This is a genomic window from Polynucleobacter sp. MWH-Braz-FAM2G (genome assembly GCF_018687635.1).
Classification (GTDB): Bacteria; Pseudomonadota; Gammaproteobacteria; order Burkholderiales; family Burkholderiaceae; genus Polynucleobacter.
In genome coordinates this window covers 1,157,243-1,170,425 of the sequence record NZ_CP061300.1, presented here as the reverse complement: position 1 = coordinate 1,170,425, position 13,183 = coordinate 1,157,243, and the positions used below count along the sequence as shown (strand labels likewise).

The following is a 13,183-nucleotide window of genomic DNA, read 5'->3' as shown; positions in this document are numbered from 1 at the left end:
TGTGATCCTAAATCGCTCCAGTGTTGTCGTGACACTGTTTTATCCCACGACAAGCGCAATGCTCATGTGAGCTTTGTGTGAACAATTTGGAGAAGATCAGAATGACTATGTTTAAAAAGGCAGTAAAAAGTTTTCAATGGGGCAACCATCAAGTAACCATGGAAACAGGCGAGATCGCTCGCCAAGCAGGCGGTGCTGTAATTGTTAACGTAGATGACACCGTTGTAATGGGCACTGTGGTTGCGTCTAAATCTGCAAAGCCAGGCCAAGACTTTTTCCCATTAACTGTTGATTATTTAGAGAAGACATACGCAGCAGGCAAGATTCCTGGTGGTTTCTTCCGTCGTGAAGGTCGTCCATCAGAAGGTGAGACTTTAATCTCCCGCTTGATTGACCGTCCTATTCGCCCATTATTCCCAGAAGGCTTCTATAACGAAGTTCAGGTTGTTGTACATGTGCTGTCTATCAATCCGGATGTTCCTTCAGATATCCCAGCATTGATTGCTGCGTCTGCTGCTTTGGCTGTCTCAGGCATTCCATTTAGTGGTCCAGTGGGCGCTGCACGCGTTGGTTATGCTAACGGTCAATATTTATTGAATCCAACTCGTTCGGAACAAGCAACTAGCGAGCTTGATTTAATTGTGGCTGGAACTCAAGCAGCCGTATTGATGGTGGAATCTGAAGCAAACCAACTTTCTGAAGAGGTAATGTTGGGTGCGGTTGTATATGGCCACGAGCAAATGCAAACTGCTATCAATGCGATTAATGACTTAGTTCGCGAAGCAGGTAAGCCAGAGTGGGATTGGCAAGCAGCCCCTAAAGATGAGCCGTTGATTGCTAAAGTGAGCGCATTGGCTGAAGGCCCATTGCGTGAGGCATATCAAATTCGTCAAAAGGGTGCGCGCTCTGACAAACTTAAGGCAATCACTAAAGAAGTATTGGCGAAATTGGCCGAAGAAGGTGAAGTGGACGATGTTGCAGTCGGCAATATCTTGTTTGAAATCGAGGCGAAGATTGTGCGTAGCCAGATTTTGAATGGTGAGCCACGCATCGACGGTCGTGACACACGTACTGTCCGCCCAATCGAAATTCGTAATGGCGTATTGCCACGTACGCATGGTTCAGCCTTATTTACTCGTGGTGAAACACAAGCTCTAGTAGTTGCGACTTTAGGTACTGCCCGTGACGAGCAAATTATTGATGCGCTCGAAGGTGAATACCGCGATCGTTTCATGTTCCACTACAACATGCCTCCATTTGCTACTGGTGAAACTGGTCGTGTAGGTAGCCCAAAGCGTCGTGAAATTGGTCATGGTCGTTTAGCTAAGCGTGCATTGATTCCAGTATTGCCTAGCCCAGAAGATTTTGCATACAGCATCCGCGTTGTTTCTGAAATTACTGAATCAAATGGTTCATCTTCAATGGCTTCTGTTTGCGGCGGCTGCTTGGCAATGATGGATGCTGGTGTTCCAGTTAAGGCACACGTTGCTGGCGTAGCGATGGGCTTGATTCTTGATGGCAATCGTTTTGCTGTGTTGACTGATATCTTGGGTGATGAGGATCACTTGGGCGATATGGACTTTAAAGTTGCGGGTACTGCTAATGGTATTACTGCGCTCCAGATGGATATCAAAGTTCAAGGTATTACTAAAGAAATTATGCAAGTTGCCTTGGCACAAGCTAAAGAAGGTCGTTTGCACATTTTGAGCAAAATGCAAGAGGCGATGGGTTCAGTTCGCACTGAATTGTCAGCTCATGCTCCACGCATGGTTTCATTCAAGATTCATCCGGACAAGATTCGCGAAGTGATTGGTAAGGGTGGCGCGACAATTCAAGCGTTGACTAAGGAAACTGGTTGCAGCATCGACATCAAAGATGACGGTACGGTAACAATTGCATCTACATCTGCTGAAGGTATGGCAGAAGCTAAAGCTCGTATTGAAGGCATTACTGCTGAAGCGGAAGTGGGCAAGATCTATGAAGGTCCAGTTGTTAAGTTGCTCGAGTTCGGAGCATTGGTAAATATTCTGCCTGGTAAAGACGGTCTCTTGCACATATCTGAAATTTCTAACGAGCGCGTAAAAGAAGTCAAAGATTATTTAGCAGAGGGTCAAGTGGTTCGCGTGAAGTTATTAGCTGCTGATGAACGTGGTCGTTTGCGTTTATCACTCAAAGCAGCAATGGCTGATGAAGGAGGCACTATTGCTCCTTTGGCGGGAGTTGCTGAAGCTGCTCCAGCCTCTGGCGAGTCAGCTTAAGCAAATTGACTGGCGGGAATTGATATGCGCGTAATTGAAATCAAAGAATTTGGCACCCCAGAAATGCTGGTGCCAACCACTCGTCCTGATCCAGCAGCTCCTGCTGTAGGATCTGGCGAGATTTTGATTAAGGTTTTGGCTGCCGGAATTAATAGGCCGGATGTTTTACAACGTAAAGGCCACTATCCAGTTCCAGCGGGCGCATCAGATATTCCTGGCCTCGAAGTAGCTGGTGAAATTGTTGGTGGTGATTTGGCTTCCGCAGATAATCTTTTTGGCTTGAAGCTTGGCGATAAAGTATGCGCATTAGTTCAAGGTGGTGGTTACGCAGAATTGTGTACTGCGCCGATAGCTCAGTGCTTGCCATATCCAAAAGGTTTTAGCGACCAAGAAGCGGCTGCATTACCAGAGACTTTCTACACCGTATGGAGCAATGTCTTCATGCGCGGTGAATTGGCTGCAGGTGAATCTTTGTTGGTACAAGGCGGCTCTAGCGGAATTGGTGTTACTGCAATTTTGATTGCTAAGGCCTTGGGTCATAAAGTTTTTGTGACTGCTGGTACTGATGAAAAGTGTGCCGCTTGCGTTGCATTAGGCGCTGATCTTGCAATCAATTACAAGACACAAGATTTTGTTGAAGAAATTAAGAAGGTCACTGACGGCAAAGGCGTAAATGTCGTGCTGGATATGGTCACTGGCGCTTATGTCCAAAAGGAAATTGATTGCCTGGCTGATGATGGTCGTATTGTGATCATTGCTATCCAAGGTGGCTCTAAGGCTGAGGTAAGCACAAATCAGATTTTGCGTCGTCGTTTAACTATTACTGGTTCAACGCTTCGCCCACGACCAGTCTCTTTTAAGAAGCAAATTACCAAGCAGCTCTTTGATAATGTTTGGCCTTTGCTTAATGCAGGCAAACTCAAGCCAGTAATCTATAAAACATATACGCTAGATCAGGCGGCAGATGCTCATGCGTTAATGGAGTCATCTGAGCATGTGGGCAAAATTGTTTTAACTGTATAGAAGTTTCATAACTCCCTTATGCGACCACTCATCGTTATCGGCAACTGGAAAATGAATGGCAGTCTTGCAAGTAATCAAGACTGGATTAAGTCTGTTGCGCGTGGCATGGAGAGTGGAATGCCTTCGGGGCGTAAATACGCGGTATGTCCACCGTTTCCTTATTTGCAACAATGCGCGCATTTGATTTCGGAGCATTCTTTGGCGTTTTTAAGCCTAGGGGCGCAAGATGCATCTGCTCATAGCTCTGGCGCTTACACCGGTGAAGTTGCTGCTTCAATGTTGAAAGAAGTGGGGTGTACTTACGTCATTGTTGGGCATTCTGAGCGTCGTCAAATGCATCAAGAAGTTGATGAAGCGGTTGCCGCCAAAGCGCTACAGGTATTGGATAACGGCATGACGCCTGTAATTTGCGTTGGCGAAACCGCTGACGAAAGAAACTCTGGCAGAGCGGAAGAAATTGTTTGTGCTCAGATTGCTAAGCAAGTGAGCGTGCTACAGGATCGCCTTGCCGACTGTTTGATTGCCTATGAGCCAGTATGGGCAATTGGTACTGGCAAGGTTGCAAGCGCTCAAGTGGCACAAGATATGCATCGCGCTATTCGCCTGCAATTGGCTGAATTTGATGAGGATGTTGCCTCTCATGTGGGAATTTTGTATGGCGGCAGCGTCAAACCTGACAATGCCGTTGAATTATTTGCTATGCCTGATATTGACGGCGGATTGGTTGGGGGTGCTTCACTGAATCCTCAAGACTTTTTAGCTATTTGCAAGGCATAGATTTTTTATTTGGAGAGAAGCTGTGGAATGGTTTAAGACTTTATTGATCGTGTTGCAGGTAATTTCAGCCTTGGCTGTGATTCTTTTGGTGTTATTGCAGCAAGGTAAAGGCGCTGATATGGGTGCTGCTTTCGGTTCTGGAGCCTCTGGTAGTCTCTTTGGTGCTAGCGGTTCTGCTAATTTCCTCTCTCATACAACCGCTATTTTTGCTGCCGTTTTCTTTATTAGCACTCTTGGGATTACTTGGGTTGGAAATAAGAAAGAAGTTAGTCCTGGTGTTCTTTCTGGAACGGTTGCTCCTGTTGTGGCTCCTGCTGCGCCTGTAGCGCCAGCACAAGACCCGACTAAACCAGCAGTTCCTAAGTAAAAAAGTAGGTTTTTACAGATTTGCTAGCCCAGATTTTGGGGTAGTGCGCTTGTGCAATGCAGTAGAATTGATGAGTTTTGCAAGATGCCGACGTGGTGAAATTGGTAGACACGCTATCTTGAGGGGGTAGTGGCTTAGGCTGTGCGAGTTCGAGTCTCGCCGTCGGCACCAAAAATTAGTATTGCTAAGGGTTTTTGCTCTAAATCAATACTGTATGTAGTGGAATAATTAATAATTTGCTGCTTTTAGGAATTACCAGATAAACGAATCAGGGCTATTTTGAATCTCGCTAATTACTTTCCTGTTCTGCTTTTCATCCTCGTAGGTATTGGGGTGGGTTTAGTCCCCATGTTCCTCGGAAAAATTTTGGCTCCTTCGAAGCCTGACGCTGAAAAACTTTCTCCTTATGAGTGCGGTTTTGAAGCTTTCGAAGATGCGCGTATGAAGTTTGACGTGCGTTACTACTTAATTGCCATTCTCTTCATCCTGTTTGACTTAGAAACTGCATTCCTATTCCCATGGGGTGTTGCGCTACGTGATATTGGATGGCTTGGCTACGCCTCTATGGTGATTTTCTTGTTGGAATTCATTGTGGGATTTGTATATATCTGGAAAAAGGGCGCTCTCGACTGGGAGTGAAAGATATGGCATTAGAAGGCGTTCTCAAAGAAGGATTTGTTACCACCACTGCTGACCAGTTAATCAACTGGACACGTAATGGTTCTTTATGGCCTATGACTTTTGGTCTAGCCTGTTGTGCGGTAGAGATGATGCATGCTGGGGCTTCCCGTTATGACTTAGACCGGTTTGGTGTTGTGTTCCGTCCATCCCCACGTCAATCCGATTTAATGATTGTTGCCGGTACTCTATGCAACAAAATGGCTCCTGCTTTACGTAAGGTTTATGACCAAATGCCTGAACCACGCTGGGTTATCTCTATGGGTTCTTGTGCAAATGGTGGCGGTTATTACCATAACTCTTATTCAGTAGTACGTGGCTGTGACCGCATTGTGCCAGTGGATATTTACGTTCCTGGCTGTCCTCCAACCGCAGAAGCATTGATCTATGGAATTATTCAATTGCAATCTAAGATCGCCCGCACTAGCACTATTGCGAGGAAGGCTTAAGTTATGTCAGATCGCTTAATACAGTTGGCCGCTAATTTAGAAAAAGTTTTAGGTAAGCGCGCGCAATCGATTGAGGTTGCGCTAGGCGAAGTCACTGTGGTTGTGAATGCAGATACCTATTTTGAGTCTGCCATGCTTTTGCGTGATGATCCTTCGCTTACCTTTGAGCAATTGATTGATCTATGCGGTGTTGACTATCAAGATTACCGTGAAGGATCTTGGGGTGGACAGCGCTTTGGTGTTGTCAGCCATTTGCTTTCTTTAAAGCACAACTGGCGCTTGCGTGTGCGTGTATTTGCGCCCGACGATAGCTATCCCTTGGTTGCCTCAGTCACTCCAGTATGGAATTGTGCTAATTGGTTTGAGCGGGAAGCATTTGACTTGTATGGCATCTTGTTTGAAGGTCATGATGATCTTCGTCGTATCTTGACCGACTATGGATTTATCGGTCATCCATTTAGAAAAGATTTTCCGATTAGCGGTAATGTTGAGATGCGCTATGACCCTGAGTTGAAGCGTGTTGTTTACCAGCCAGTCACGATTGAGGCTCGAGAAATTACTCCACGCATTGTTCGTGAAGAGCAGTATGGAGGACCGGTTTAAGCTATGGCACAAATTAAGAACTACACCCTCAATTTTGGTCCTCAGCATCCTGCTGCACACGGCGTACTTCGTTTAGTGCTTGAACTTGATGGTGAAGTGATTCAACGTGCTGATCCGCACATTGGTTTATTGCATCGTGCGACTGAAAAATTAGCTGAAACACGTACTTGGATTCAAAACGTTCCCTATATGGATCGTTTGGATTACGTGTCAATGATGTCGAACGAACATGCGTATGTTTTGGCAATTGAAAAGTTATTACAAGTAGATGTGCCATTACGCGCTCAATACATACGTGTAATGTATGACGAGCTAACTCGTTTGCTTAATCATTTGCTATGGATTGGTTGTCATGGCTTGGACGTGGGTGCGATGGCGGTCTTCTTGTACGCCTTCCGCGATCGTGAAGATATCTTTGATATGTATGAGGCGGTGTCTGGTGCACGTATGCATGCTGCATACTATCGTCCAGGTGGTGTTTATCGTGACTTGCCGAATCAAATGGCTCAATACGATAAGTCAAAGATTCGTAGCGCATCCGCAGTAAAACGCTTAAATGAAAACCGAAGCGGTACTTTGTTAGATTTCATTGAACAATTTACTAATGGCTTTGATGCAAATGTAGATGAATATTGCAATCTGTTGACAGATAACCGCATCTGGAAACAACGCTTAGTCAATATCGGTATCGTCTCACCTGAGCGCGCATTGCAACTTGGCTTTACCGGACCAATGTTGCGTGGCTCTGGTATCGAGTGGGATTTGCGTAAGAAGCAGCCATACGAAGTTTATGACCGCCTAGAATTTGATATTCCAGTTGGCGTGAATGGTGACTCTTATGATCGCTATTTAGTCCGCATGGAAGAGATGCGTCAATCCAATAGAATCATCAAACAGTGCGTGGCATGGTTGAAGGCTAACCCTGGTCCTGTGATGAGTGATAACCATAAAGTTTCTCCACCAAAACGCGTGGATATGAAAACTAATATGGAAGAATTAATTCACCATTTCAAACTCTTTACCGAAGGTATTCATGTTCCTGATGGTGAGGCTTACTCTGCTGTTGAGCATCCAAAAGGTGAGTTTGGTATTTACTTGATTTCTGATGGCGCTAACAAGCCTTATCGCATGAAGATTCGTGCGCCTGGATTTGTGCATTTATCAGCCATGGATGAGATGTCACGTGGTCATATGTTGGCCGATGCGGTAACCATTATCGGTACCCAAGATATTGTGTTCGGGGAGATTGACCGCTAATTGAGCGTGCCAAGGATTATTTAATGACTACAACTCTTCAACTATCCGATAAGACATTAGCCGATATTCATAGAAATATCGCTAAGTACCCGCCAGAGCAAAAACAATCAGCAGTAATGGCATGTTTGATTGCTGCCCAAACCGAAGTGGGTTGGGTATCACCAGAAGTGATTGAAACAGTTGCACAGATTTTAGAAATGCCAAACATCGCTGTTGAAGAAGTGGCAACTTTCTACAACATGTACAACACCAAGCCGATTGGTAAATACAAGCTAGTCATTTGTACTAATTTGCCATGCCAATTAACCCATGGTGAAACAGCGGCAACTTACCTCAAAGAAACTTTGGGTATTGGCTACAACGAAACTACTCCATGCGGAACTTTTACTTTGAAAGAGGGCGAGTGCATGGGGGCATGCGGTGATTCACCGGTGATGCTTGTGAATGACAAACGCATGTGTAGCTTTATGAGTAAAGAAAAGATTGATGCTTTATTAAGTGAACTCCGTGCAGAAGGGAAGGCAGCATGACCAGCTTGCACGATCGCCACATCAAGCCTTTAATCCTTGCTGGGTTAAATGGCGAAAACTGGCGTTTAAAAGATTATGAAAGCCGTGGTGGCTATCAGCAATTACGTCGCTTAATTAACGATAAGGTTGCACCAGATTCCATTATTGCCGAATTAAAGGCATCCTCATTACGCGGTCGTGGTGGAGCGGGCTTCCCAACAGGATTGAAGTGGAGTTTTATGCCACGCCAATTCCCTGGGCAAAAATATTTAGTTTGTAATAGTGACGAAGGTGAACCAGGTACGTTTAAAGACCGCGACATCATGCGTTACAACCCACATGCCCTAATTGAGGGGATGATCATTGGTGCATACACCATGGGAATTTCCGCTGGATATAACTATATTCATGGCGAAATCTGGGAAGTGTATTCACGCTTTGAAGAAGCTTTAGAAGAAGCTCGCGCAGCTGGCTATTTGGGCGACAAGATTTTGGGAAGTGATTTCTCATTTCAGTTGCATGCTGCTCCAGGTTGGGGTGCATATATTTGCGGTGAAGAAACTGCGTTGCTTGAGTCCTTAGAAGGAAAGAAGGGTCAACCTCGCTTTAAACCTCCATTCCCTGCAAGTTTTGGTTTGTATGGCAAGCCAACAACAATTAATAACACTGAAACATTTGCAGCCGTCCCATTTATTTTGGCTATTGGCGGTCAGGCTTATTTAGAGCTTGGTAAGCCTAATAACGGCGGTACAAAGATTTTCTCCATTTCTGGTGACGTAGTTCACCCAGGAAATTATGAGATTCCATTAGGTACCCCATTTGCTGAGTTACTAAAGCTTGCTGGCGGTATGCGCGATGGCAAGGCCTTGAAAGCAGTTATTCCAGGCGGATCTTCTTCCCCTGTTGTGCCTGGTGCGCAAATGATGGAACTTACGATGGATTACGACAGCATCGCCAAAGCTGGCTCGATGTTGGGCTCAGGCGCGGTGATCGTGATGAATGAAACTCGCTGCATGGTTCGTGCGCTAGAGCGTTTGTCTTACTTCTATCACGAAGAGTCATGCGGACAATGCACTCCATGTCGTGAAGGTACTGGTTGGTTGTGGCGCATCGTTCATCGTATTGAGCATGGAGAAGGGCGTCCGGAGGATTTGGATTTGCTAAATGATGTAGCCGCCAATATTCAAGGTCGTACGATTTGCGCCTTAGGTGATGCAGCAGCAATGCCAGTACGCGGTATGTTGAAGCATTACATGGATGAATTTGCGTATCACGTAGAACATAAGCGCTGCTTAGATTCTGCAAAACCTTTATAAAGATTTAGAGCACGGGATATCTAAAAGTGAGCATGGTAGAAATCGAATTAGATGGTAAGGCAGTAGAGGTTCCGCAAGGTTCGATGGTGATGCATGCCGCGAATAAGCTCGGCACCTATGTTCCTCACTTCTGCTATCACAAGAAACTATCTATCGCTGCCAACTGCCGGATGTGTCTGGTAGAGGTTGAAAAGGCTCCAAAGCCTTTGCCTGCTTGCGCTACACCAGTTACTCAAGGCATGAAAGTGTTTACACATTCTGCTAAAGCAGTAGAAGCGCAACGTTCCGTAATGGAGTTTCTCTTAATTAACCATCCATTGGATTGCCCAATCTGCGATCAAGGTGGTGAGTGCCAATTACAAGACTTAGCAGTTGGTTACGGTAAGTCGAATTCACGCTACGACGAAGAGAAACGTGTTGTATTTCATAAGAATGTAGGTCCGTTGATCTCTATGCAGGAGATGACGCGATGCATTCATTGCACACGTTGCGTCCGTTTTGGTCAAGAAGTTGCTGGTGTCATGGAATTGGGCATGATCAATCGTGGCGAGCACTCAGAGATCACTACCTTTGTTGGTCAAACTGTAGATTCAGAGTTATCTGGAAATATGATTGACTTGTGCCCAGTTGGCGCATTGACCAGCAAGCCTTTCCGCTACGCAGCGCGAACATGGGAATTGGGTCGCAAGCGTTCCGTAAGTCCACATGATAGTTTGGGTTCAAATACCACCGTTCAGACTAAATCCAACAAAGTCATGCGCGTGGTTGCTCTTGAAAATGAAGCTATTAACGAATGCTGGATTAGTGATCGCGATCGCTTTTCCTATGAAGGTTTAAATAGTACTGATCGCGTAACTACACCAATGGTGAAGCAAGGCGGCCAATGGTTGGAAACTGACTGGCAGTCTGCACTAGATTATGTTGCTCACTCATTAAAAACAATTTCACAAGAAAGTGGATCAGAATCTATTGGCGCTCTAGCGCATCCAATTTCTAGCATAGAAGAATTGCACCTCTTACAAAAGATGATTCGCGGTTTGGGTTCCAAGCAAGTAGAAACTCGCTTGCGCCAAACTGATGTAAATGCTGCTGCTAGCGCTCCATGGTTGGGTATGCCAATTGCTAGAGTAGGCGAGTTAGATCGTGTTTTATTTATTGGTAGCTTCTTGCGTAAAGATCAGCCAGTTTTAGCAGCTCGTGTCCGTACAGCTAGCAAACGTGGCTTGCAGGTATTACGAATTGATGCAGGTGGTGACGATTGGTTAATTCCTAGCAAGGGCATTTCTGCTGCACCAAGTGCATGGCTTAATGCATTAAGTGAAGTTGCGATTGCTATTGCCAAAGCAAAATCAGTTAATGCTCCAGTTGGAACTTTTAACTTACCAGTAACTTCCGCAGCACAACAAATTGCAGATAGCTTGCTTTCTGGTGAGACTACAGCTGTTTTACTTGGATCCGCTGCAATTGCACATCATCATGCGTCTGATTTGCACATCATGGCTCAATTTATTGCGGAGCAAACTGGTGCTACTTTAGGCTTTTTGCCCGTTGGTGGTAATGCGGTAGGCGCCTCTTTGGTTAAAGCGAACGGTGTTGGTGTTGATTCAGTGCTCTCTGGTGATCGTCGCGCAGTTATCTTGATGAACATTGAGCCGGATTCTGACTTACCTAATCCACAACAAGCAAGGGCAGCCTTGGCTAATGCCAATACTGTTATTGCATTAAGCGCCTATAAGTCTGCGGACATATTGGAAGTAGCAGATGTTATTTTGCCAATCACACCTTTCACAGAAACAGTATCAACATTTGTGAACTTGGAGGGTAGAGTTCAAACTGTCCAACCAGCAGTTAAGCCTCTTGGAGATTCGCGCCCTGGATGGAAAGTGTTGCGCGTACTCGGCGGTCTTTTAGGAATAGATGGTTTCTTATTTAATATGCCTGAAGAAGTATTGGACGAGGCCTTGGATGAAGGTTATTGCACTCGTTTAGACAACAAGGCTTCAAGCGCAACCATCTCCAATGGTAATTTGGCTCCCTTTGATGGTCTCGAGCGTTTGGCCGATGTCAATATCTATGCTGGCGATCAGATTGTTCGTCGTTCTTCGGCGCTTCAGCTTACACGTGATGCAAAACGTGGCAATCAAGTTGGCTTGAGTCAAAAAACGTTTACTGAGTTGGGCTTAAGCGAGGGTGATTCTGTGCGTGTTACTCAAGGATCTCAATCCGTAGAAATGCCAGCAACATTAGAAGTGAACTTAGCGCCAGGCGCCGTCAGAATTTCTGCTGGCACTATGGCTAGTGCGAAATTAGGATCCATGTTTGGTCCAGTAACTGTTAGCAAGGCTTAAGGTAAGAGATGGATAATTTCTTGAACCTCATTACTACTCAAGGCGAAGCCATTTTTGGCTCCTTGTGGCCATTGGTTTGGGCATTGGTACGCATAGTAATTATCGTATTGCCAATGTTTGGTTGCGTAGCCTATTTAACCCTTTGGGAAAGAAAGCTGATTGGCTGGATGCATATCCGTCTTGGACCAAATCGGGTAGGCCCTCTTGGTTTGCTGCAGCCTATAGCTGACGCCTTAAAGCTCTTAATGAAGGAGATTATTTCTCCAGCGCAAGCAAGCAAGGTGCTTTACTTTATTGCGCCAATTATGGTCATCATGCCTGCATTTGCAGCATGGGCTGTTATTCCTTTTCAAGCAAAGATGGTGCTTGCTGACGTCAATGCCGGTCTTCTTTACATCATGGCGATTTCATCGATTGGTGTATACGGTGTGATTTTGGCTGGTTGGTCATCTAACTCTAAATATCCGTTCTTGGGCGCAATGCGCGCATCAGCTCAAATGATTTCTTATGAAATCGCCATGGGCTTTGCGTTGGTGACTGTTTTGCTGACTTCTGGTTCTTTGAATCTGAGCTCGATCGTTGCCTCTCAAGAGCAGGGCTATTTTGCTAGCATGGGCTTAAATTTCCTTTCTTGGAATTGGTTGCCATTGTTGCCAATGTTCTTGATCTACTTCATTTCTGGTGTAGCTGAAACCAATCGCCATCCATTTGACGTGGTAGAAGGAGAGTCTGAGATTGTTGCGGGGCATATGGTTGAGTATTCAGGTATGTCATTCGCGATGTTCTTCTTGGCTGAATATGCCAATATGATTTTGATCGCAGCAGTAGCTTCAATTATGTTCTTGGGCGGATGGCTGCCAATTGTTGATTTGCCAATCTTGCGCGATATTCCAGGTTTCTTCTGGCTATTTGGTAAAACTTTCTTCTTGCTATCTTGTGTAATTTGGTTGCGTGCAACATTGCCGCGTTATCGCTATGACCAAATCATGCGTCTAGGCTGGAAAATTTTTATTCCCATCTCGGTGTTCTGGGTGGTTGTTATCGGCGCATGGGTAGTATCCCCATGGAATATTTGGAAATAAGTTGATCAATCATGTTTAAGAAAATTTCCCAATTCCTCGATAGCTTGATGTTGAAAGACATCCTAACTGGTATGTCTATTACCGGCCGTTATCTCTTTAAACCAAAAATCACAGTTCAATACCCTGACGAAAAGACACCATTGTCGAATCGTTTCCGCGGTCTGCATGCATTACGTCGCTATGAAAGCGGTGAAGAGCGTTGCATTGGTTGCAAGCTATGTGAAGCAGTGTGCCCAGCTTATGCAATCACCATTGAGACTGCCGAGCGTGATGATGGCACTCGCCGCACAACCCGCTACGACATTGATTTAACTAAGTGTATTTTCTGTGGATTTTGCGAAGAAGCATGTCCAGTAGATGCCATTGTTGAAACCAATATTTTTGAATACTTTGGCGACAAGCGTGGAGATTTGTATTTCACCAAGGAAATGCTTTTAGCTGTTGGTGATAAGTATGAAAAAGATATTGCCGCTAGTCGTGCAATCGATGCACCTTACCGTTAATCGAATCGAGCTT

At 45.2% G+C, this 13,183-nt stretch carries 13 protein-coding genes and 1 tRNA gene; all 14 read left to right on the top strand.

Annotated features, from left to right (window positions below; translation table 11 throughout):
* Positions 1–101 precede the first annotated feature (101 nt).
* Positions 102–2,258, top strand: coding sequence for a polyribonucleotide nucleotidyltransferase (gene pnp, locus FD973_RS06120; protein ID WP_215322453.1), 2,157 nt, complete (start codon positions 102–104; stop codon positions 2,256–2,258).
* 24 nt (positions 2,259–2,282) lie between these two features.
* Positions 2,283–3,281 (top strand): NAD(P)H-quinone oxidoreductase, encoded by a 999-nt coding sequence (locus FD973_RS06115; RefSeq protein WP_215322452.1) that lies wholly within the window; start codon positions 2,283–2,285, stop codon positions 3,279–3,281.
* A gap of 18 nt (positions 3,282–3,299) precedes the next feature.
* A complete protein-coding gene (gene tpiA, locus FD973_RS06110) occupies positions 3,300–4,058 on the top strand; it encodes a triose-phosphate isomerase (protein WP_215322451.1) in 759 nt (252 codons plus the stop codon).
* A gap of 22 nt (positions 4,059–4,080) precedes the next feature.
* Positions 4,081–4,425, top strand: a complete 345-nt coding sequence (secG, locus tag FD973_RS06105) for a preprotein translocase subunit SecG (protein WP_215322450.1) — start codon at positions 4,081–4,083, stop codon at positions 4,423–4,425.
* Positions 4,426–4,511: 86 nt separating this feature from the next.
* Positions 4,512–4,596 (top strand) — tRNA-Leu (locus FD973_RS06100).
* 108 nt (positions 4,597–4,704) lie between these two features.
* Positions 4,705–5,064 carry an NADH-quinone oxidoreductase subunit A gene (locus FD973_RS06095; protein WP_012357790.1) on the top strand — a complete coding sequence of 120 codons (360 nt, stop codon included), beginning with the start codon at positions 4,705–4,707 and terminating at the stop codon, positions 5,062–5,064.
* 5 nt (positions 5,065–5,069) lie between these two features.
* The gene (locus FD973_RS06090) at positions 5,070–5,552 is read left to right on the top strand and encodes an NADH-quinone oxidoreductase subunit B family protein (RefSeq protein WP_011902891.1); all 483 of its coding nucleotides are present in this window, start codon (positions 5,070–5,072) and stop codon (positions 5,550–5,552) included.
* A 3-nt stretch (positions 5,553–5,555) separates the two neighbouring features.
* The gene (locus tag FD973_RS06085; RefSeq protein WP_215322449.1) at positions 5,556–6,155 is read left to right on the top strand and encodes an NADH-quinone oxidoreductase subunit C; all 600 of its coding nucleotides are present in this window, start codon (positions 5,556–5,558) and stop codon (positions 6,153–6,155) included.
* A 3-nt stretch (positions 6,156–6,158) separates the two neighbouring features.
* Complete coding sequence (locus FD973_RS06080; RefSeq protein WP_215322448.1) at positions 6,159–7,412, top strand: NADH-quinone oxidoreductase subunit D; 1,254 nt, start codon at positions 6,159–6,161, stop codon at positions 7,410–7,412.
* 23 nt (positions 7,413–7,435) lie between these two features.
* Positions 7,436–7,942: an NADH-quinone oxidoreductase subunit NuoE gene (nuoE, locus tag FD973_RS06075; protein WP_215322447.1), complete on the top strand. Its 507-nt coding sequence runs from the start codon at positions 7,436–7,438 to the stop codon at positions 7,940–7,942.
* Entirely contained in the window at positions 7,939–9,237 is a 1,299-nt protein-coding gene (nuoF, locus tag FD973_RS06070; protein WP_215322446.1) for an NADH-quinone oxidoreductase subunit NuoF, read from the top strand. Before nuoE ends, nuoF begins: the two co-directional genes overlap by 4 nt.
* Before the next feature lie 32 nt (positions 9,238–9,269).
* The gene (nuoG, locus tag FD973_RS06065) at positions 9,270–11,585 is read left to right on the top strand and encodes an NADH-quinone oxidoreductase subunit NuoG (protein WP_215322445.1); all 2,316 of its coding nucleotides are present in this window, start codon (positions 9,270–9,272) and stop codon (positions 11,583–11,585) included.
* Positions 11,586–11,593: 8 nt separating this feature from the next.
* On the top strand, positions 11,594–12,667 hold the full coding sequence (gene nuoH, locus FD973_RS06060) for an NADH-quinone oxidoreductase subunit NuoH (RefSeq protein WP_215322444.1): 1,074 nt from the start codon (positions 11,594–11,596) through the stop codon (positions 12,665–12,667).
* A gap of 11 nt (positions 12,668–12,678) precedes the next feature.
* A complete protein-coding gene (gene nuoI, locus FD973_RS06055; RefSeq protein WP_215322443.1) occupies positions 12,679–13,170 on the top strand; it encodes an NADH-quinone oxidoreductase subunit NuoI in 492 nt (163 codons plus the stop codon).
* The last annotated feature ends 13 nt before the right edge of the window (positions 13,171–13,183 follow it).

What these genes read in the sequence shown, in the direction of transcription:
- pnp (WP_215322453.1), top strand. Translation starts at nt 102, where the DNA reads ATGACTATGTTTAAAAAGGCAGTAAAAAGTTTTCAATGGGGCAACCAT.
- FD973_RS06115 (WP_215322452.1), top strand. Translation starts at nt 2,283, where the DNA reads ATGCGCGTAATTGAAATCAAAGAATTTGGCACCCCAGAAATGCTGGTG.
- tpiA (WP_215322451.1), top strand. Translation starts at nt 3,300, where the DNA reads ATGCGACCACTCATCGTTATCGGCAACTGGAAAATGAATGGCAGTCTT.
- FD973_RS06090 (WP_011902891.1), top strand. Translation starts at nt 5,070, where the DNA reads ATGGCATTAGAAGGCGTTCTCAAAGAAGGATTTGTTACCACCACTGCT.
- FD973_RS06085 (WP_215322449.1), top strand. Translation starts at nt 5,556, where the DNA reads ATGTCAGATCGCTTAATACAGTTGGCCGCTAATTTAGAAAAAGTTTTA.
- FD973_RS06080 (WP_215322448.1), top strand. Translation starts at nt 6,159, where the DNA reads ATGGCACAAATTAAGAACTACACCCTCAATTTTGGTCCTCAGCATCCT.
- nuoE (WP_215322447.1), top strand. Translation starts at nt 7,436, where the DNA reads ATGACTACAACTCTTCAACTATCCGATAAGACATTAGCCGATATTCAT.
- nuoF (WP_215322446.1), top strand. Translation starts at nt 7,939, where the DNA reads ATGACCAGCTTGCACGATCGCCACATCAAGCCTTTAATCCTTGCTGGG.
- nuoG (WP_215322445.1), top strand. Translation starts at nt 9,270, where the DNA reads ATGGTAGAAATCGAATTAGATGGTAAGGCAGTAGAGGTTCCGCAAGGT.
- nuoH (WP_215322444.1), top strand. Translation starts at nt 11,594, where the DNA reads ATGGATAATTTCTTGAACCTCATTACTACTCAAGGCGAAGCCATTTTT.
- nuoI (WP_215322443.1), top strand. Translation starts at nt 12,679, where the DNA reads ATGTTTAAGAAAATTTCCCAATTCCTCGATAGCTTGATGTTGAAAGAC.